This is a genomic window from Pseudomonas sp. Marseille-Q1929, from assembly GCF_017316265.1.
Taxonomy (GTDB): Bacteria; Pseudomonadota; Gammaproteobacteria; order Pseudomonadales; family Pseudomonadaceae; genus Aquipseudomonas.
In genome coordinates, this window is sequence record NZ_JAFLWU010000037.1 from 1 (window position 1) to 19279 (window position 19279).

General features: G+C 62.0%; 15 protein-coding genes and 1 riboswitch. Of the genes, 12 read left to right on the top strand and 3 right to left on the bottom strand.

The window, feature by feature from the left end:
• Positions 1-233 precede the first annotated feature (233 nt).
• Positions 234-434, top strand: a riboswitch (cobalamin riboswitch).
• A gap of 92 nt (positions 435-526) precedes the next feature.
• The 4 genes from cobW to J1G37_RS26015 are packed head-to-tail and all read left to right on the top strand — an operon-like array spanning position 527 to position 7007.
• A complete protein-coding gene (cobW, locus tag J1G37_RS26000) occupies positions 527-1588 on the top strand; it encodes a cobalamin biosynthesis protein CobW (RefSeq protein WP_017738595.1) in 1062 nt (353 codons plus the stop codon).
• A gap of 3 nt (positions 1589-1591) precedes the next feature.
• Positions 1592-5353 (top strand): cobaltochelatase subunit CobN, encoded by a 3762-nt coding sequence (gene cobN, locus J1G37_RS26005; RefSeq protein ID WP_207046360.1) that lies wholly within the window; start codon positions 1592-1594, stop codon positions 5351-5353.
• Complete coding sequence (locus J1G37_RS26010; RefSeq protein ID WP_207046361.1) at positions 5353-6351, top strand: AAA family ATPase; 999 nt, start codon at positions 5353-5355, stop codon at positions 6349-6351. Before cobN ends, J1G37_RS26010 begins: the two co-directional genes overlap by 1 nt.
• A gap of 2 nt (positions 6352-6353) precedes the next feature.
• Positions 6354-7007, top strand: a complete 654-nt coding sequence (locus J1G37_RS26015) for a VWA domain-containing protein (protein ID WP_207046413.1) — start codon at positions 6354-6356, stop codon at positions 7005-7007.
• Positions 7008-7123: 116 nt separating this feature from the next.
• Here J1G37_RS26015 and J1G37_RS26020 read toward each other — a convergent pair whose 3' ends face one another.
• On the bottom strand, positions 7124-8071 hold the full coding sequence (locus J1G37_RS26020; RefSeq protein ID WP_207046362.1) for a DUF1853 family protein: 948 nt from the start codon (positions 8069-8071) through the stop codon (positions 7124-7126).
• Between the two features lie 145 nt (positions 8072-8216).
• Between J1G37_RS26020 and J1G37_RS26025 the strand changes: the two genes are divergently transcribed.
• The 8 genes from J1G37_RS26025 (at position 8217) to J1G37_RS26060 (ending at position 16491) form a co-directional block, all read left to right on the top strand.
• Positions 8217-9107 (top strand): NAD(+) kinase, encoded by an 891-nt coding sequence (locus J1G37_RS26025; RefSeq protein ID WP_003217892.1) that lies wholly within the window; start codon positions 8217-8219, stop codon positions 9105-9107.
• Positions 9107-10078, top strand: coding sequence for a metallophosphoesterase (locus tag J1G37_RS26030; RefSeq protein WP_207046363.1), 972 nt, complete (start codon positions 9107-9109; stop codon positions 10076-10078). The genes J1G37_RS26025 and J1G37_RS26030 overlap by 1 nt, the downstream gene beginning before the upstream one ends.
• Positions 10075-10950 carry a rhomboid family intramembrane serine protease gene (locus J1G37_RS26035; protein ID WP_207046364.1) on the top strand — a complete coding sequence of 292 codons (876 nt, stop codon included), beginning with the start codon at positions 10075-10077 and terminating at the stop codon, positions 10948-10950. Before J1G37_RS26030 ends, J1G37_RS26035 begins: the two co-directional genes overlap by 4 nt.
• Positions 10951-10963: 13 nt before the next feature.
• A complete protein-coding gene (locus J1G37_RS26040; RefSeq protein WP_017738604.1) occupies positions 10964-11224 on the top strand; it encodes a DUF1315 family protein in 261 nt (86 codons plus the stop codon).
• Positions 11221-12051 carry a DUF2797 domain-containing protein gene (locus J1G37_RS26045; RefSeq protein WP_207046365.1) on the top strand — a complete coding sequence of 277 codons (831 nt, stop codon included), beginning with the start codon at positions 11221-11223 and terminating at the stop codon, positions 12049-12051. Before J1G37_RS26040 ends, J1G37_RS26045 begins: the two co-directional genes overlap by 4 nt.
• A 13-nt stretch (positions 12052-12064) precedes the next feature.
• Positions 12065-14722 carry an aminopeptidase N gene (gene pepN, locus J1G37_RS26050; protein WP_207046366.1) on the top strand — a complete coding sequence of 886 codons (2658 nt, stop codon included), beginning with the start codon at positions 12065-12067 and terminating at the stop codon, positions 14720-14722.
• 5 nt (positions 14723-14727) lie between these two features.
• Positions 14728-15834, top strand: a complete 1107-nt coding sequence (zapE, locus tag J1G37_RS26055; RefSeq protein WP_207046367.1) for a cell division protein ZapE — start codon at positions 14728-14730, stop codon at positions 15832-15834.
• Between the two features lie 165 nt (positions 15835-15999).
• Complete coding sequence (locus J1G37_RS26060; protein ID WP_207046369.1) at positions 16000-16491, top strand: GNAT family N-acetyltransferase; 492 nt, start codon at positions 16000-16002, stop codon at positions 16489-16491.
• A 97-nt stretch (positions 16492-16588) separates the two neighbouring features.
• Here the strand turns inward: J1G37_RS26060 and J1G37_RS26065 are convergent, their stop codons facing one another.
• Both J1G37_RS26065 and J1G37_RS26070 read right to left on the bottom strand, forming a co-directional pair.
• A complete protein-coding gene (locus J1G37_RS26065; RefSeq protein ID WP_207046370.1) occupies positions 16589-16810 on the bottom strand; it encodes a hypothetical protein in 222 nt (73 codons plus the stop codon).
• A 153-nt stretch (positions 16811-16963) separates the two neighbouring features.
• Positions 16964-19201, bottom strand: coding sequence for a TonB-dependent siderophore receptor (locus tag J1G37_RS26070; protein ID WP_207046372.1), 2238 nt, complete (start codon positions 19199-19201; stop codon positions 16964-16966).
• Positions 19202-19279: the final 78 nt, after the last annotated feature.

The following is a 19279-nucleotide window of genomic DNA, read 5'->3' on the forward strand; positions in this document are numbered from 1 at the left end:
TTTAGCCGCCCCGCGCCATGGATGGCGCGTGGCGGCGGCCCCCCAAATCCATGTCGGATTACGGGCATGCCGAGCCTAGGCGAGGCACCGAGTGTTGGGGCAAGAGCGTTTTGCTTACTTTTGCGCTGTTCAAAAGTGAGCCGCCGTAAGGGCGGAACCATAAGTGGCCGTTACCTAAATAACGGATATGTACACGAACCGAACCCCATCATTGACCATCCCCCAAGCACTGCGTAGCCTTGCACCCTCGAGGTTCTTCAGCCCAGGCCGAAGCTAAGAAGGGAACGCGGTCCAAGCCGCGGCTGCCCCCGCAACTGTAAAGGGTTCATCTGACTGCCACGCCACTGCCAAACCGGCGGGAAGGCGCAGTCAGCGCCGGTCGCAAGACCTGCAAGCCCCAAGCCAGGAGACCTGCCTCGCAACCGATTTTTCAATTCAACCGGGCGGGGTGATCCGGTGACGAAAACCGCTGCTGCGCGCCGTCGCAGGGCCTATCGTCCCGTATGCCCGCCCCCAAGGGCATCCGATGAAAACACTGGCCAAACTCCCCGTCACCATCGTTACCGGCTTTCTCGGCTCGGGCAAAACCACCTTGCTGCGCCATATGCTCGACAACGCCCAGGGCCGCCGCATCGCCGTGATCGTCAACGAATTCGGCGAGTTGGGCATCGACGGAGAAATCCTCAAGCAGTGCTCCATCGGTTGCACCGAGGAAGAAGCCAACGGCCGCGTGTATGAGCTGGCCAATGGCTGCCTGTGCTGCACCGTGCAGGAAGAATTCTTCCCAGTGATGCGCGAATTGGTCGCCCGTCGCGGCGACCTTGACCATATCCTCATCGAAACCTCCGGCCTGGCCCTGCCAAAGCCGCTGGTACAAGCCTTCCAGTGGCCGGAAATCCGCAGCGCCTGCACGGTTGACGCGGTAATTACCGTGGTCGACAGCCCAGCCGTGGCCGCCGGTACCTTCGCCGCGTTCCCGGACCAGGTTGATGCCCAGCGCAAACTCGACCCGAACCTGGACCACGAATCCCCACTGCACGAGCTGTTCGCCGACCAACTGGCCAGCGCCGACCTGGTGATCCTCAACAAATCCGACCTGATCAGCGCCGAGGACCTCGCCCGCGTGCGCCTGGAAGTCGCCGAAGAACTGCCGCCAGCGGTCAAAATCATCGAAGCCAGCAGCGGTCGGCTGCCCCTGGACGTGTTGATCGGCCTGGGCGCCGGCTCCGAAGAGCACATCGACGGCCGCCACAGCCATCACGATCACCACCACGAAGGTGAAGACGATCACGATCACGACGCCTTCGATTCGATCTCCATCGACCTGCCGCAAGCCGACGAAGCCCTGCTGCTCGACGCCTTGACCCAACTGGTGGTGCAACACGGCATCCTGCGCGTCAAAGGCTTCGCCGCGATCCCGAACAAGCCGATGCGCCTGCTGATCCAGGGCGTGGGCACGCGTTTCGACAAGCATTTCGACCGCGCCTGGGCTGCCGACGAAGCACGCATCACCCGTTTGGTGCTGATCGGTCAGGACCTCGACGCGGCGGGCCTCGAAGCGCAACTGCGCGCTGCCCTCAGCGTTTAACCCATGCACCTGCTCAGGACCCAGCCCGGCGGCTTTGTTTCGGACGACAATATTGCCGACCTTGGCCAAACCCCCGCTGAACTGGTGATCCTGTGCAGCGGCGACTCCAGCCTGGCGCTGCTGGCCGAAGCGGCCCAGCAGTTGCCCGACGACTACCCGAGCCTGCGCCTGGCCAACCCGATGCAGGTGCAGAACCATGCCTCGGTCGATCTGTACGTTGATGAAGTGCTGCGTCATGCCAAGGTCATCCTGATCTCGCTGCATGGGGGCATCGGTTATTGGCGTTACGGCATCGAGCGTCTGGTGGAGTTGGCCGAGCGCGGCGTGCAACTTATTCTGGTGCCCGGGGATGATCGCCCGGACCCGGAACTCAGCGGCCTGAGCACCGTGGGTGTGCAGGAGCGCGACCGTCTGTGGCACTTCCTGCGCCAAGGCGGCTTGGGCAATGCGCTGGATTTCTATCGCTGCCTGGCCACTACCTACCTGGGCCGCGATTACGCCTGGGCCGAGCCGCAAACCTTGCCGCGCACGGCGATTTATCACCCGCATAACGCCAACGCCCGCCTGCACGACTGGCAGGCGGACTGGCACGCCGAATGGCCGGTGGCGGCGGTGCTGTTCTACCGCTCCCATTTGCAGGCGGCCAATACCGGTTTTATCGATGTGTTCTGCCAGCGCTTGCAGGCGGCGGGCCTCAATCCGTTACCGATGGCGGTGGCCAGTTTGAAAGAGCCCGGCTGCCTGACGGTGGTCGAGGACCTGCTGGATGAAGTGGGCGCGGCGGTGATCCTGAATACCACCGGCTTTGCCCAATCCAGTCCTGAAGCACCACACTTGCGGCCGTTTCGCCGCAATATCCCGGTGATCCAGGCGATTTGCGCCCAAGACAACGAACCGGGCTGGCAGGCCAGCGAACAAGGCCTCGGCCCGCGCGATCTGGCGATGCACATTGCCTTGCCTGAGCTGGACGGGCGCATTATCAGCCGGCCCATCAGTTTCAAGGACCTCGCCTGGCGCAGTGAGCGCAGCCAGTCGGATGTGGTGTGTTATCGCGCCGCGCCCGAGCGGATGGATTTTGTCGCCGAGCTGGCGCGACGTTGGGTCGAATTGGCGCGGGTGCCCAATAGCGAAAAACGCATCGCGCTGATCCTCGCCAACTACCCGACCCGCGATGGCCGGATCGGCAACGGGGTTGGCCTGGACACGCCGGCAGCGGCTTTGAATATCCTGCGTGCGCTGCAGGCCGAAGGCTATCCACTGCCTGCCGACTTGCCGCAGAGCGGAACGGCGCTGATCCATGACTTGCTCGGCGGCGTGACCAACGACCTCGACAGCCTCGACCTGCGCCCGTGCCACCAAAGCCTGGGCCTTGATGACTACGAGGCGATGTTCAAGCGCTTGCCCGAAGCCAACCGCCAAGCGGTTATCGAGCGCTGGGGCACGCCCCATAACGACCCGATGTGCCGCGACGGCCGCATGATGATCGCCGGCCTGCGCCTGGGCCTGACCTTCGTCGGCATCCAGCCGGCGCGGGGCTACCAGGTGGACGCCAGCGCGGTGTATCACGACCCGGACCTGGTGCCGCCCCACGGCTACCTGGCGTTCTATTTCTGGCTGCGTCACACCTACGGCGCCCACGGCGTGATCCATGTCGGCAAGCACGGCAACCTGGAGTGGCTGCCGGGCAAGGGTGTCGGCCTGTCGCAACACTGCTGGCCGGATGCGCTGCTGGGGCCTTTGCCGAATATCTACCCGTTTATCGTCAACGATCCGGGCGAGGGCGCCCAGGCCAAGCGGCGCACCCAGGCCGTGATTATCGACCACCTGATGCCGCCGCTGACCCGTGCCGAAACCTACGGGCCATTGCGCGACCTGGAACTGTTGGCCGATGAATATTACGAAGCGCAGTTGCTTGACCCGCGCCGCGCGCTCGAGCTGCAAAAAGACATCCTCAAGCTGGTGCGCGAAACCCGCATCGACCAAGAGCTTGAGCTGGACAACGATGCCGACGCCGCCATCTGGCTGCCGCGCCTCGACACGTACCTGTGTGACTTGAAGGAGTCGCAGATCCGCGATGGCCTGCATATCTTTGGCGAGTCGCCCGAGGGCCGTTTGCGCATCGACACCTTGCTCGCGTTGTTGCGTATCCCCCGTGGCGATGGGCGTGGCGCGCAATCGAGTTTGTTGCGGGTATTGGCCAAGGCGTTCGAGTTGGGCTTCGATCCGTTGGATTGTGCCCTCGCCGAACCCTGGACCGGCCGCCGTCCGCAGGTGTTGCAAAACATAGATCCGCAGTTATGGCGCACCGCCGGAGACACCCGCGAGCGTCTGGAATTGTATGCCGCTCGGTTGATCGAGCAGGCACTGGAAGGCCCGCTTGAGCAGCTTGAAGAGCCCGGTTGGGAGGACGTGAAGGCGGTTATCGAGAGCCTGCGCATCGTCGTTGCGCCGCGCCTGGATGCCTGCGGCCCGGCCGAAATGCGTGGTTTGCTGGATGCCCTGGGCGGCCGTTTCGTGCCGGCGGGGCCAAGCGGCGCGCCCAGTCGCGGGCGCTTGGATGTGCTGCCCACCGGGCGCAACTTCTTCACGGTGGACGTGCGCAACCTGCCGACCACCACGGCCTGGCGCATCGGTTTTCAATCCGCCAACCTGATCCTTGAGCGGCACTTGCAGGACCACGGTGACCATCTGCGCCAACTCGGCTTGTCGGTATGGGGCACTGCCACGATGCGCACCGGTGGCGACGATATTGCCCAGGCCATGGCCCTGATGGGCGTGCGCCCGGTTTGGGCGACCGGCAGCCAGCGGGTGGATGACTTTGAAATCCTGCCGATCAGCCTGTTGGATCGCCCACGGGTCGACGTGACGCTGCGGGTGTCGGGCTTCTTCCGTGATGCCTTTGCCAACCTGATCCGCCTGTTTGATGCGGCGGTGCAGGCGGTGGCCGCATTGGATGAACCGGACGACATGAACCCGCTGGCCGCCAAGGTGCGCAGCGAGCGGGCCGCGTTGATCCAGTCCGGCCTGGATGAAGAGGCCGCCGCGAAACAGGCCGGCTGGCGCATCTTCGGCGCCAAGCCCGGTGCCTATGGCGCGGGCGTGCAGGGGGCGGTCGATGGTCGCCTGTGGCAAAGCCGCGAGGATTTGGCCGAGGTGTACCTGAACTGGGGCGGTTATGCCTACGGCGGCACCGACGAAGGCACCGCCGCCCGCGAACAATTCGCCCAGCGCTTGAGCCAAGTGCAGGCCGTATTGCAGAACCAGGACAACCGCGAGCACGACCTGCTCGACTCCAATGACTACTACCAATTCCAGGGCGGCATGCTCGCCGCCGTGGAAACCCTGAGCGGCGACAAGGCCGCCAGTTACCATGGCGACCACAGCCAGCCCGACTTGCCGAAAATCCGCACCTTGAAGGAAGAGCTGAACCGGGTGATCCGTTCCCGCGCCGCCAACCCCAAGTGGATCGAAGGCGTGAAGCGCCACGGCTATAAAGGCGCATTTGAAATGGCCGCGACCGTGGACAACCTGTTCGCCTTCGACGCCACCACCGCGCTGATCGACGATCATCAATACGCCTTGCTCGCCGACGCTTATTTGCTCGACCCCGACACCCGCGCCTTTGTGCAACAGCACAACCCCGATGCCCTGCGCGACATGACCGAACGCATGCTTGAAGCCCAGCAACGCGGCATGTGGCAGGAGCCTGGGGCTTATCGCGAAGCGTTGGAAAACCTGTTGCTGGATATAGAAGAAGACAGCTGATGACTGATATTCCCCATTTCCCGCTGTCCGCCGTGGTCGGCGCCGATGAATTGAAACTGGCGCTGTGCCTGACCGCCATCGACCCGAAGATCGGCGGCGTGCTGATCGAAGGCCCGCGCGGCATGGCCAAGTCCACCTTGGCGCGGGGCTTGGCTGACCTGTTGGCCAGCGGCCAGTTTGTCACCTTGCCGCTGGGCGCGACCGAAGAGCGCCTGGTCGGCACCTTGGACCTGGACGCTGCGTTGGGCGAGGGCCGGGCACAGTTTTCGCCGGGCGTACTGGCCAAGGCCGATGGCGGTGTGCTGTATGTCGATGAGGTCAATCTACTGGCCGACCATTTGGTGGACCTGCTACTGGACGTGGCCGCCAGCGGCACCAATCTGATCGAGCGTGACGGTATTTCCCATCGCCATTCGGCACGTTTCGTACTGATTGGCACGATGAACCCGGAGGAGGGCGAGTTGCGCCCGCAATTGCTCGATCGCTTCGGATTCAATGTGGCCTTGAGCGGGCAGACCTTGCCAGCGGAGCGGGGGCAGATCATTCGTCGCCGCTTGGACTTCGACAGCGATCCGGCGGCATTCTGCGCACAGTGGGCCGAGCAGCAAGCCGCTCTACAGCAGCGTTGCACTGAGGCACGGGCGCGGCTCGATGCAATCGAGTTGGATGACCAGGCATTGGCACAGATCACCGAGCGCTGTTTTGCCGCCGGTGTCGACGGCTTGCGTGCGGACCTGGTCTGGCTGCGCGGCGCCAGGGCCCACGCGGCCTGGCGCGGTGCTGACGCGATCAGCGAGGAAGATATCGAAGCCGTCGCGGAGTTTGCCTTGCGCCATCGTCGCCAGGAGCACTCTCCACCGGCCAGCCCGCCGTACCCAGGGCAATCGCCCAAACCCTCCGATACTTCGCCGGGTCAAGGCCAATGGGGTGACATGCCCGCACCGGCCTTGCCCACGGGCGCACGCCGGGAAGTCCCTACCTGGCCAAAAAAGCCCTAGGCATTCGCCCTCGACCTGACGCGGGGGCGGATGCCCGGCCCAAGGCAGGGCTCGTCGAGAAAGGCCGGCATGGCAAGGCCCGCAACGCACAGCAAGGTTCGATCAATTGGCCCGGCACCTTGCTCGGCGGCCGTCCGCAGACGCGGGACGACTTGTTGTTTCACCTACGCAGCCGCTCGGCCCACGAATTGTGGCTGGTGATCGTCGACGCCTCGGCCTCCACCCGCCGCCATCACGCGTTGACCGACGCCAAGGGCTTGCTGGCCCAGTTGTTTGACGACGCCTATCGCCAGCGCGCGCGCATGGCGTTGCTGACGGCCAGTGGGCAATCGCCAAAATGGCAAGTGCAAGGCCTCAAAGCCGCCAAAGGCCTGACCGGTTGGCTGGAACAACTGGGGGCACGCGGCGGCACACCGCTGCTCGCAGCGCTGACCGAAGCCGGGCATTGGCTGGTGGCACGACGCAAGCGCTATCCAGCGGAGCAACAGCGGTTGCTGGTGATTACCGATGGGCGACTCAAGGCTATCGACGGGTTGCCGTTGTTGGAGTGTCCGGGGCTATTAGTGGACATTGAGCGGGGGGCGATCAGGTTGGGCAGGGCTCAGGAATTGGCGGTTGGGTTGCAGTTGGATTACCGGCATATCGATAGTTTGTAGCGCCTGGTCGATCGCTATCGCAGGCAAGCCAGCTCCCACATTTTGACCGCGCCGCCTATCAAAAATGTGGGAGCTGGCTTGCCTGCGATGAGGCCCTCGACTACACCAAAAAACGGTCAGCCAGCCCCCGGCACATCCGGCCAAAGATCCGCCACCAAAAACAACCGCTCCGCCTCTTCCCAATCCTCACCCACCTGCACCATCCGCACCAGCAACTGTGCGGGCGCCATTGGATCAAGCGCTGCCAGCCAGCCTTGCATTTGCGCTTCACTCCACACGTCGTTCGGCGGGTAATACGCGGGCGCCAGCCAGGCATGGCGGGGCAGGGGTTGCCAGCGCCCCGGTGCGCTACCGCTGACAAATGCCCGCCAATCCCGCTGATGCAACCAGCGCCCACGTAAATGCTGTGGATGGGTGCCAAGGGGGGGATGGGCTTGGCCGGGCCAGGGGTATAACAGGTATCCGCCCAACCATAGGTGAGCGTCGAATTGCTGGATATCCAACGCGGCCAGCGCTTCGCGGCTCTCCGGCCGTGCAGAAATCGGCAGTTGATGCTGGGCCAAGTGGGCCAATTTGCGGTCCAGCCGGTCATGGCACCCAGGCCCCAGCCACAAGGCGCTGTCCTCGCCGTTTCCGTCCTGCGGCCCGAGGTAGAGTTTGATCGCCAGTTCCAAGTGATGCACACCGGCACGGTCGCGCAGGAGCATATCCAGTTCGCCGAGGGTATGCCCGGCACGGCGGATGGGCAGGTTGGCGGCCAGCAGTTCCACGCCCGGCGCATGCTGCACGGCGAATTGCCATAACCGCTCGTAATACAGGCCCAAGCGCCGGGTGCGGGACAGACTGAGCCAGTGTTGCAAGGCCCGGCTGTCTTGATCGAGGTTACGCAGCCAGCGCTCAAGCAAATCGGGCGCCTGTACCCAATCACTGCCCGCCAACGGATGGCGTTGCGGCCAGGGTGTTTGCGCGAGCATTGGCGGGGCGAGCATCACCCACGCGAGGTCGCGCACCTCAGGGTGGCGCAACTGGCGGGGCAGGTTGTGCAATTCCGGGAACACAGTCATGGTCCGAGCATAGCCGCTTAAATGTCTTGCAGGTGGCTGAGAACCATTGTCATCAAGGCTTCGCGGCGACAAAGGGTTTTGCCTGACGCGGCCTTTCGCCCATAATCGCGGTTTTCCGCCACACCGCACATCCCGCAGGAGCCCCATGGAGCAATTTCGCAATATCGGCATTATCGGTCGCCTGGGCAGTACCCAGGTGTTGGACACCGTCCGCCGGCTGAAAAAATTCCTGCTGGAACGCCACCTGCATGTGATCCTCGAAGACACCATTGCCGAAATCCTCCCGGGCCATGGCCTGCAAACCTCGTCGCGCAAGATGCTTGGCGAAGTCTGTGACATGGTCATCGTGGTTGGCGGCGACGGCAGCCTGCTCGGCGCCGCCCGTGCGTTGGCGCGGCATAACGTGCCGGTGCTGGGGATCAACCGTGGCAGCCTGGGGTTTCTGACGGACATTCGCCCGGATGAGCTGGAAGTCGAAGTGGCCAAGGTGCTCGACGGCCATTACCTCGTGGAAAACCGCTTCCTGCTGCAAGCCGAAGTGCGCCGCCACGGTGAAGCCATCGGCCAGGGCGACGCCCTCAATGATGTGGTGCTGCACCCCGGCAAATCCACGCGGATGATCGAGTTCGAGCTGTATATCGACGGCCAGTTCGTCTGCAGCCAGAAGGCTGACGGCCTGATCGTCGCCACGCCGACCGGTTCCACCGCGTATGCGCTGTCGGCCGGCGGGCCGATCATGCATCCCAAGCTGGATGCCATTGTGATCGTGCCGATGTACCCCCATATGTTGTCCAGCCGGCCCATCGTGGTCGATGGCAACAGTGAGCTGAAAATCGTGGTGTCCAAAGACATGCAGATCTACCCGCAGGTGTCCTGTGACGGGCAGAACCATTTCACTTGCGCCCCCGGTGACACCATCACCGTGAGCAAAAAGGCGCAGAAGCTGCGGCTGATCCATCCGCTGGACCACAACTACTACGAAGTGTGCCGCACCAAGCTGGGCTGGGGCAGCCGCTTGGGGGGTGGAGGCGACTGATGCTCGATCCCGCGCGTAGCTACGACCTGATTGGTGACGTGCACGGTTGCGCTCATACCCTTGAGCACTTGCTCGACCAAATGGGTTACCAGAAGATCGGCGGCGTCTGGCGGCATAAGTCGCGGATGGCGGTGTTCTTAGGCGATATCATCGACCGTGGCCCACGCATTCGTGAGGCGCTGCATATCGTCCACGATATGACCGAGGCCGGGCAGGCGCTGTGCATCATGGGCAACCACGAGTTCAACGCCCTCGGCTGGACCACCCTCGCGCCCCCCGGCAGTGGCAAGCAATTTGTGCGTGAGCACAACCCACGGCATGCGCGGTTGATCCACGAAACCCTGACCCAGTTCGAGCAGCACCCGGCCGACTGGCACGACTTCCTCGGCTGGTTCTACGACATGCCGTTGTTTGTCGATGCCGGACGTTTCCGCGTGGTGCATGCGTGCTGGGATGACGGCTTTATCGCGCCGCTGCGTGCGACATTCCCGGACGGCTGCATTGACCCGCACTTCCTGCAGGCCGCCGCCGTGCCCGGCAGTTTTGCCTGCAACGCCTTTGACCGCTTGCTGCGCGGCACCGATATGCGCCTGCCGGATGGCTTGACGCTGACCGGCGGCGATGGGCTGACGCGCTCGTTCTTCCGCACCAAGTTCTGGGAAGACGACCCGAAGACCTACGGCGACATCGTGTTCCAACCCGACGCGCTGCCTGACCCGGTGGCGCGTACGCCATTGTCATCGACTGAAAAAAATTCCTTGTTGCGCTACGGCGTCGATGAACCCTTGTTGTTCGTCGGCCATTACTGGCGCAGCGGCAAACCGGCACCGATCCGCGAGAACCTGGCCTGCCTGGACTACAGCGCCGTGCTGTACGGCAAGCTGGTGGCTTATCGCCTGGATCAGGAAACACGCCTGGATCCGAGCAAATTCGTATGGGTCGACGTTGAGCGCCCCGAGGTTATCCAATGAGTACCGTGGCTGTATTGCGCTTGCCCCTGAGCGTCGACCTGGGCGGTTTCGTCCAACTGTTGCAACGCATGCAAGTGCCCCATCGCGTCAGCGAGGAAGCGGGCGAGCAAGTGCTGTGGGTGCCCGAGACCATCAGCGACGACGTACGCGTGTTGTATCAACGCTTTCCCGCCGGTGACCCGGACCAGCAACTGGACATTCCCGAACAGCCGCGAGCGCCGGTGACCCGCCCAAGTTTTGTGCAGCAAGTACGCCATAGCCCGGTGACGGCGCTGGTGTTGCTGGCGAGTATCATCGTCGGCGCCGTGACCTTGCTTGGTGACAACCTGCAAGCCATGGCCTGGCTGACGTTCCTGCCGTTTCGCATCATGGGCGAGTACATTCAGTTCACGCCGCTGGCCGACACCCTCGCCTCTGGGCAGTGGTGGCGGTTGGTCACGCCGATGCTGATCCACTTCGGCATCCTGCACCTGGCCATGAACGGCATGTGGTACTGGGAGCTGGGCCGGCGTATCGAAGTGCGCCAGGGCAGTATCAACCTGCTGGGCCTGACGTTGTTGTTCAGCCTCGTCTCCAACTACGCTCAGTACGCTTACGGCGGCCCGGGCCTGTTCGGCGGTTTGTCCGGCGTGTTGTATGGCTTGCTCGGGCATTGCTGGATCTTTCAATTGCTCTCGCCAAACCCGGCCTACCGCCTGCCCCGTGGGGTGCTGGTGATGATGCTGGTGTGGCTGGTGCTGTGCCTGTCGGGCCTGGTCTCGATGATCGGCTTCGGCGAAATCGCCAACGCGGCCCATGTCGGCGGCCTGGCTATCGGTTGCCTCACCGGTTTGCTCGGTGGCTTGTACAACCGCCGCAAAGCTTCTATTTGATAAGGAAGAGCTCATGTCCTCTTTTGCTGAAATGATCGAAAATATCACCCCGGACATCTACGAGAGCCTCAAGCTCGCCGTGGAAATCGGCAAATGGTCCGATGGCCGCAAGCTCAGCGCCGAGCAGCGTGAACTGTCGTTGCAAGCGATGATCGCCTGGGAAATCCAGAACCTTCCGGAAGACCAGCGCACCGGTTACATGGGCCCGCAGGAATGCCAGTCGAAATCGACCACCGTGCCGAACATCCTGTTCAAGTCGGATGCGATCCATTGATTGAAATCGGTCGCGGTGCAGTCAGCAAAATGTCGGCGCAACTCGGTGAGCCGACCGTTCAATACGCGTTTCGCCTGGGCGATATCGAGGTGCCGGTCAACCCGTTGATCGGCAGCCATATCGGCCTGGAATACCTCGGCGCCATCCATTGCAGCCATTGCGGCCGCAAGACCAAGACCAGCTTCAGCCAGGGGTATTGCTACCCCTGCATGACCAAGCTGGCCCAGTGTGACCTGTGCATCATGAGCCCCGAGCGTTGTCATTACGACGCCGGCACCTGCCGTGAGCCGGGTTGGGGCGAGAAATTCTGCATGACCGACCACGTGGTCTACCTGGCCAATTCGTCGGGGATCAAGGTCGGCATCACCCGTGCCACCCAGTTGCCGACCCGCTGGCTGGACCAGGGCGCCAGCCAGGCGCTGCCGATCATGCGCGTGGCCACGCGCCAGCAGTCCGGCTTCGTCGAAGATGTGTTTCGCAGCCAAGTGGCCGACAAGACCAACTGGCGCGCGCTGCTCAAGGGCGATGCCGCGGCGGTGGACCTCAAGCAGGTGCGCGATGAGCTGTTCGCGTCCTGTGCCGAAGGCATCAGCGCGTTGCAGGAGCGCTTTGGCCTACAGGCCATCCAACCAGTGACCGACATCGAGCCGATAGAAATCCGCTACCCGGTGGAGCAATATCCCGCCAAGATTGTCAGCTTCAACCTGGACAAGAACCCGATTGCCGAAGGCACGCTGCTGGGGATCAAGGGCCAATACCTGATCTTCGACACCGGCGTTATCAATATCCGCAAATACACGGCCTACCAGCTCGCCGTGCATCAGTAGAAGGATTGCAAGCATGCGCACCGAACAACCGAAGATGATTTACCTCAAGGACTATCAGGCGCCGGACTACCTGATCGACGAGACCCACCTGACCTTCGAGTTGTTCGAGGACCACAGCCTGGTCCACGCGCAGCTGGTGATGCGCCGCAACCCTGAGCGCGGCGCCGGTTTGCCGCCGTTGGTGCTGGATGGCCAGCAACTTGAGCTGTTGAGCGTGAACCTGGCGGACCAGGAACTGACGGCTGCTGACTACCAGTTGACCGACAGCCACCTGACCCTGCAGCCCAAGAGTGCAACCTTTACCCTCGACACCACGGTCAAGATCCACCCGGAAACCAACACCGCCCTGGAAGGCCTGTACAAGTCCAGCGGCATGTTCTGCACCCAGTGCGAAGCCGAAGGTTTCCGCAAGATCACCTACTACCTCGACCGCCCGGACGTGATGAGCACCTTCACCACCACGGTGATCGCCGAGCAGCACAGCTACCCGGTGCTCTTGTCCAACGGCAACCCGATTGCCAGCGGGCCTGGCGAAGACGGCCGCCACTGGGCGACCTGGGAAGACCCGTTCAAGAAACCGGCGTACCTGTTCGCGCTGGTGGCCGGTGACTTGTGGTGCGTGGAAGACAGCTTCACCACCATGACCAGCCGCGAAGTGGCGCTGCGCATCTACGTCGAACCGGAGAACATCGACAAGTGCCAGCACGCCATGACCAGCCTGAAAAAATCCATGCGCTGGGACGAAGAAACCTACGGCCGTGAGTACGATCTCGACATCTTCATGATCGTGGCCGTGAACGACTTCAACATGGGCGCCATGGAAAACAAGGGCCTCAATATCTTCAACTCCAGCGCCGTGCTGGCCCGCGCCGAAACCGCCACCGACGCCGCGCACCAGCGCGTCGAGGCCATCGTCGCCCACGAGTACTTCCATAACTGGTCGGGCAACCGCGTGACCTGCCGCGACTGGTTCCAGCTGTCGCTCAAGGAAGGTTTCACCGTGTACCGTGACTCGCAATTCTCTGCCGACATGAACTCGGCCACGGTCAAGCGCATCCAGGACGTGGCGTACCTGCGCACGCACCAGTTCGCCGAGGACGCCGGCCCGATGGCCCACGCGGTGCGCCCGGACAGCTTTATCGAGATCTCCAACTTCTACACCCTGACTGTGTACGAAAAGGGCTCGGAAGTGGTCGGCATGATCCACACCTTGCTCGGCGCCGAAGGTTTCCGCAAAGGCAGCGACCTGTACTTCGAACGCCATGACGGCCAGGCCGTGACCTGCGACGACTTTATCAAGGCCATGGAAGACGCCAATGGCGCCGACCTCAGCCAGTTCAAGCGCTGGTACAGCCAGGCTGGCACGCCACGCCTGGCGGTCAGCGAGTCCTACGATGCTGCGGCAAAAACCTACAGCCTGACCTTCCGCCAAAGCTGCCCGACCACCCCGGACAAGGTGGAAAAACTGCCGTTCGTGATCCCAGTGGCGTTGGGCCTGCTGGACGGGAAGGGCGCCGGCATCGCCCTGCGCCTGGCCGGTGAAGCCACTGCGGGCGACACCTCCCGCGTGATCTCGGTGACCGAGGCCGAGCAAACCTTCACCTTCGTTGACATCGCTGAACAACCATTGCCGTCGCTGCTGCGCGGTTTCTCGGCGCCGGTGAAGCTGAGCTTCCCGTATAGCCGTGACCAACTGATGTTCCTGATGCAGCACGACAGCGACGGTTTCAACCGCTGGGATGCGGGCCAGCAACTGGCGGTGCAGGTGTTGCAGGAGTTGATTGGCCAGCATCAGGCGGGCCAGCCGCTCGCGCTGGATCAGCGCCTTGTCGATGCGTTGCGCACCGTGCTGCGCGATGAAACGCTGGATCAGGCGATGGTGGCAGAAATGCTTTCGTTGCCGGGCGAAGCCTACCTGACCGAAATCAGCGAAGTGGCGGATGTCGATGCCATCCATGCCGCCCGTGAGTTTGCCCGCCAGCAACTGGCTGAGCAGTTGTTTGACGACCTGTGGCTGCGTTACCAGGCCAATCGCGAGCTGTCGAAGAACACCCCTTACGTGGCTGCCGCCGAGCACTTTGCCCGTCGCGCCTTGCAGAATATTGCGCTGTCCTACCTGATGCTCAGCGGCAAGCCGCAGGTGTTGGCGGCGGCACTGGAGCAGTTTGACGCCAGCGACAATATGACCGAGCGCCTCACCGCACTGGCGGTCCTGGTGAATTCGCCGTTTGAAGCTGAAAAGGCCCAGGCGCTGGCGGTGTTTGCCGAGAACTTCAAGGACAACCCGTTGGTCATGGACCAGTGGTTCAGCGTCCAGGCTGGCAGCACGCTGCCGGGCGGGCTGGAGCGGGTCAAGGCGCTGATGGAACACCCGGCGTTCACGCTCAAGAACCCGAACAAGGTGCGTGCACTGATCGGCGCATTTGCCGGGCAGAACCTGATCAACTTCCATGCAGCAGATGGCTCGGGTTATCGCTTCCTGGCGGACCTGGTAATCCAGTTGAACGGCTTCAACCCGCAGATCGCCTCGCGCCAACTGGCGCCGCTGACCCGCTGGCGCAAATACGACAGCGCGCGTCAGGCGCTGATGAAGGCGGAGCTGGAGCGCATTCGAGCCTCCGGTGAGCTGTCCAGCGATGTGTTCGAGGTGGTCAGCAAGAGCCTTGCGTAAAACCCATGGCGTTTGACTCACCCCGCGCGGCCTACCAACACGCCATCGCCCAGCAGGGCTTCGTTGCCGACGACGCCCAGCGTCGGGCGGTGGAGGCGCTGCAAGCCTGCCATGAAGCGCTGCATCAAGGCCGCTCGCCGATCACCGGGGTTTACTTGTGGGGGCCGGTGGGTCGTGGCAAAACCTGGCTGATGGACCAGTTCTACCAAAGCCTGCGGGTGCCTGCGCGGCGCCAGCATTTCCATCACTTCATGGGCTGGGTGCATCAGCGTTCGTTTCAGCTCACAGGTGTTCAGGACCCCTTGCAGGCACTGGCCCGTGAGCTGGCCCGGGAAGTGCGCGTGCTGTGCTTTGACGAGTTGTTCGTCAATGACATCGGTGATGCAATCATCCTGGGGCGGCTGTTCCAGGTGATGTTCGAGGAGGGCGTGGTGATGGTCTGCACCTCCAACCAGCCGCCCGATCAGTTGTACGCGGGGGGCTTTAACCGCGAGCGTTTCCTGCCGGGTATCGCGGCCATCCAGCAGCATATGCAGGTGGTGGCCGTGGACGGTGCTGAGGACCATCGTTTGCACCCAGGCCTGGGTGTGCAGCGTTACTGGGTGAATCAGCCCGATGCGTTGGGCGAGGTGTTCAAGCAATTGACGGAGGGGCAGGCCGTGCGCAGTGGGCCGGTCAGTGTCGGCTACCGCTCGATTGCTGCCGTGCAGTCCAGTGATAGCGTGCTCTGGTGCCGCTACGCCGATCTGTGTGAACAACCTCTGGCTGCGATGGATTTCATGCAGTTGTGCGATCGTTTTAACGCCATCCTGCTGGGGGAAGTCCCTAACCTCAGCGCGCAAAAGCGCCCTGGGCGCATTGCGCGCGGCACCGAAGATGGTGTCCAGCGTGTCGAGGCGGGTGATCGGGAGTTGCCCGAGCTATCGGTACACGATGACAGTGTGCGGCGCTTCATTGCCTTGGTGGACGAATGCTATGACCGCAAAGTGCCGTTATTCATCGAAGCCGAGGTGCCGTTGGAGTGCCTGTACACCGAAGGTTATCTGGAGTTTGCGTTTCGCCGCACGCTGAGCCGCTTGCAGGAGATGCAATTGCAGCGTTTTGGGACGTAAGAAAAATCCCCGGCACCACACGGTTCACGCGTGTTCATGCGTGGACCCACGGTGTTTTCAGTCGAGAATTTGTAGTTAATCTCCTTCATCTACCGCCCACGTCACGCTTACAATCGTCCGCCTGAAAGGGAGATGATTCCCGTGTGGACGCTATCGAGGAAGGAAATGGACACCCCAGACATCCTGGTGCTGCAAGCCAGCTATACCAATCCCGTACACGCCGAGGCGATCAGCCTGGTACTCAACCATTACGCTGAAGACCCCATGGGAGGTGGCCACAGCCTGCCTGCCGATCTGTTGCAGCAACTGCCTGGCGAGTTGGCCAAGCGCCCGCATGCATTCAGCGTTCTGGCGTTTGTCGGCGGCGAGCCGGCGGGGTTGGTCAATTGCTTTGAAGGGTTTTCGACCTTTGCTTGTCGTCCCTTGGTCAACGTCCACGATGTGGTGGTGATGAATGCCTTTCGCGGCCTGGGCTTGAGCCAGAAAATGCTGCAGAAGGTCGAAGAAATCGCCCGTCAACGCGGTTGCTGCAAGATCACCCTGGAGGTGCTTGAGGGGAATGCGGTGGCTCAGTCGGCATACCGTAAGTTTGGATTTGATGATTCGAAGTTTGACCCTGCACACGGGCGCATGTTGTTTTGGCATAAACCTTTATAAGTGGTTAGTGTTCGAAAGTGCAAAAAAAAAGGCGCCAGAGTCTGGCGCCAAGTTACCCTGGTCAAAGGAGCGGAATGACAAGGGGGTTACGGGTTAATTAACTTTTCGGTTGTGGTTCGTCGCTGTTTTGAACGGCAGGTACTGTTTTGGGGTTCTTCACATTAGCGGTGGCCGTTTGTTCGGCCTTGCTATTGTTCTGGTCTTGCATGAATTTGAAATTGGCATAGAACTCCCGCGAACGCTCGGCGCCACCTTCAGCAAAAGCGGCGGCAGAGGTCAGGGTCATCAGGCCGGCAAGCATCAAAGTAGAGAGTTTCATCGTCGGTATTCCCATAAGTATTTGATCGGCGTCTGTTCGCTTGATCAGACTCGTGGGGGCGATTATGTGCAGGCTTTATTAAGTGAAGCTTAAGTGGGTGACCGTGAAACTTAACAACCTTGTTAAGTTTCACGGCTGAGCAGGCAGGCAGATTTAGAGTTTCCAATCCACAGCCAGCGTAATAGAGCGCGGGTCGCCCCAATACACGCCATTGTAGAAGCCGACACGTTCGTAATATTTTTTATCAAATAGATTGTTTACGTTAACGGATGCCGAAACGTGCTCGTCGAACTGGTAGCGCGACATCAGGTTGACCACGGTGTAGGCCTGCTGGGTGATCTTGGCGCGTTCGGTATTCAGGTAGCCCTCCGTGTCCCGGCCGCCGCTTGGGCGATCGGCGAACTGGTAGAAGTCGCTCTGCCAGTTCACCGCGCCGCCAACGGTCAGCCCTCGCCATTCGCCGGGCAGGCGATAGGACGTCGAGACTTTCAGCATGTTCAACGGCACGTTGGTGTTGCTGCGTTGTTTATCGCCGTTCAGCGAGTGGGTGTAGCTGTAGCCCGCCGTGAGGTTCCAGTCCTGCATGACCTCGCCTGACACCTCGGCTTCAAACCCCTGGACCTTGCTGCCTTTGCCCCCGGAGGTGTAGAACTGTTCGCGGGTGATGGGGTCGGGTTTGGCGGCATTGTCCAGTTCGGCGACGTTGTCCTGGGTGCTCCAGAAATACGCCGCCGCCAGGTTCAGGCGCTCGTTCAACAGGCTGCCTTTCAGGCCGACTTCATAGTTGCTGCCCACCACGGGTTCCAGGTATTTCCTGCTGACGTCACGTACGCTTTGCGGGTTGAAGATGTCGGTGTAGCTGGCATACATGGTGTACTCCGGCGTGATGTCGTAGAGCAGGCCGGCGTAGGGGGTCCACATGTCGTTGTGGGTCTGGCGGGTTTTTGGCGCGCGGGTCAACTGGAACTCAGCGTCATACTCCGGCGAGACGCTTTCGATCTCCCAACTGCCATAACGGCTGCCCAGAACGGCGTGCAGTTTTTCGGTGAGGCTCAGGCGTGTCGCCAGGTAGCCGGCTTTTTGTTTCTTGCGCGAGTGCTCGCCTTGCAGGTTGGTGGTGCGGTCGGGGAACTTGGCGATGCCGCCCATGTGTTTCCAGTCTGCGATGTTCTCGTACCCATCCGGTGTTTCAAAACGCTGGTAGGGCGACGAGTCGCGTTGCTCGGATTCGCCGTAACCCACCATCAACTCATGTTCACGACCTAGCAATGAATAGGTGCCGTTGAGATTCAGATCGACCACATCCATTTTCGACGTGCCCACCATCTGGTTGGTCCAGGCGGTCATGCCGCTGCCATCGGGGTTGGGGAAGCCCGAGCCGCCGTAATACACCTTGCCGTCGGTGTCACTTTGCCGGTGGGTGTAGGCGGCCTTCAGGCGCCAATCCGCAGACAGTTTGTGGTCGATGGAGGCGAAGGTGGTCTTGTCCTTTAGTGGCCAGGAGCTCCAATCGGCTGCCAGGTTGGCCGAGCGAGAGAGCCGCGCCTTGCTGCCGTCGCTGTTCCAATAGGGCAGGGTGCCCCAGGAGCTGCCCTGCACATGCTTGTTCTGGTAGTCAAAACCTACGGCAACCACCGTGTCATCCGTCAGGTCGCCTTCGAGAATGCCGTAGCCGACTTCCCGTTGCAGTGCGTAGTTGTCGCGAAAGGACTTGCTGTCACGGTACGCCAGCACCGTACGCCCGCGCAGCCGGCCGTCAAATGCCAGCGGCCCGCCCACATCCAGGTAGCTATAGTAATTGTCATGGCTGGCGCCGCTGACGCCGGTCTGGGCTTGCCACTGGGCGGTGGGGCGCTTGCGAATCATGTTGACCGTGGCCGAAGGGTTGCCGGCACCGGTGGTCAGGCCGGTGGCGCCGCGGACCACTTCAATGCGGTCGTAGATGATGGTGTCGGCGTCTGACTTCATGCGGCCGAAGGTGTTGAGCATGCCGTCGATCTGGAAGTTATCGATCCCGTAGCCACGGGATGAATAGCCCGCGCGATCCGAGTCCAGATGCTGGACAGTAACGCCCGTGGTCTGGCGCAGTACGTCAGTCAATGTATTGAGATTGAAATCATCCATCTGCTGGCGCGTGACCACTGAGATCGACTGTGGGGTTTCCTTGATCGACAGATTCAAGCGCGTGGCGGTGCTCATCGAGCCGGTGGTGTAGGCGCCTGTGTGCTCAGTGGTGGCGCCCAGGCCTTCGGCGGTGATGCTGGTACTGCCCAGCTCCAGGGCCTTGGCCGGTGCGGGTTCGGGGTCGGTTTCAGCCAGCAGGGCGGGGCTCAGCACGATGCTGAACAGGCCAAGGGTGAAGGTCATGGAACGGGTGAAAGGCGCGAACATCGCGGAAGACTCCTTGTCGTCTTTGCGGCCTTCTCGGTAAGAAAAGGCCATGGCTCAAAGACGAAAGGAGCGAGGGAA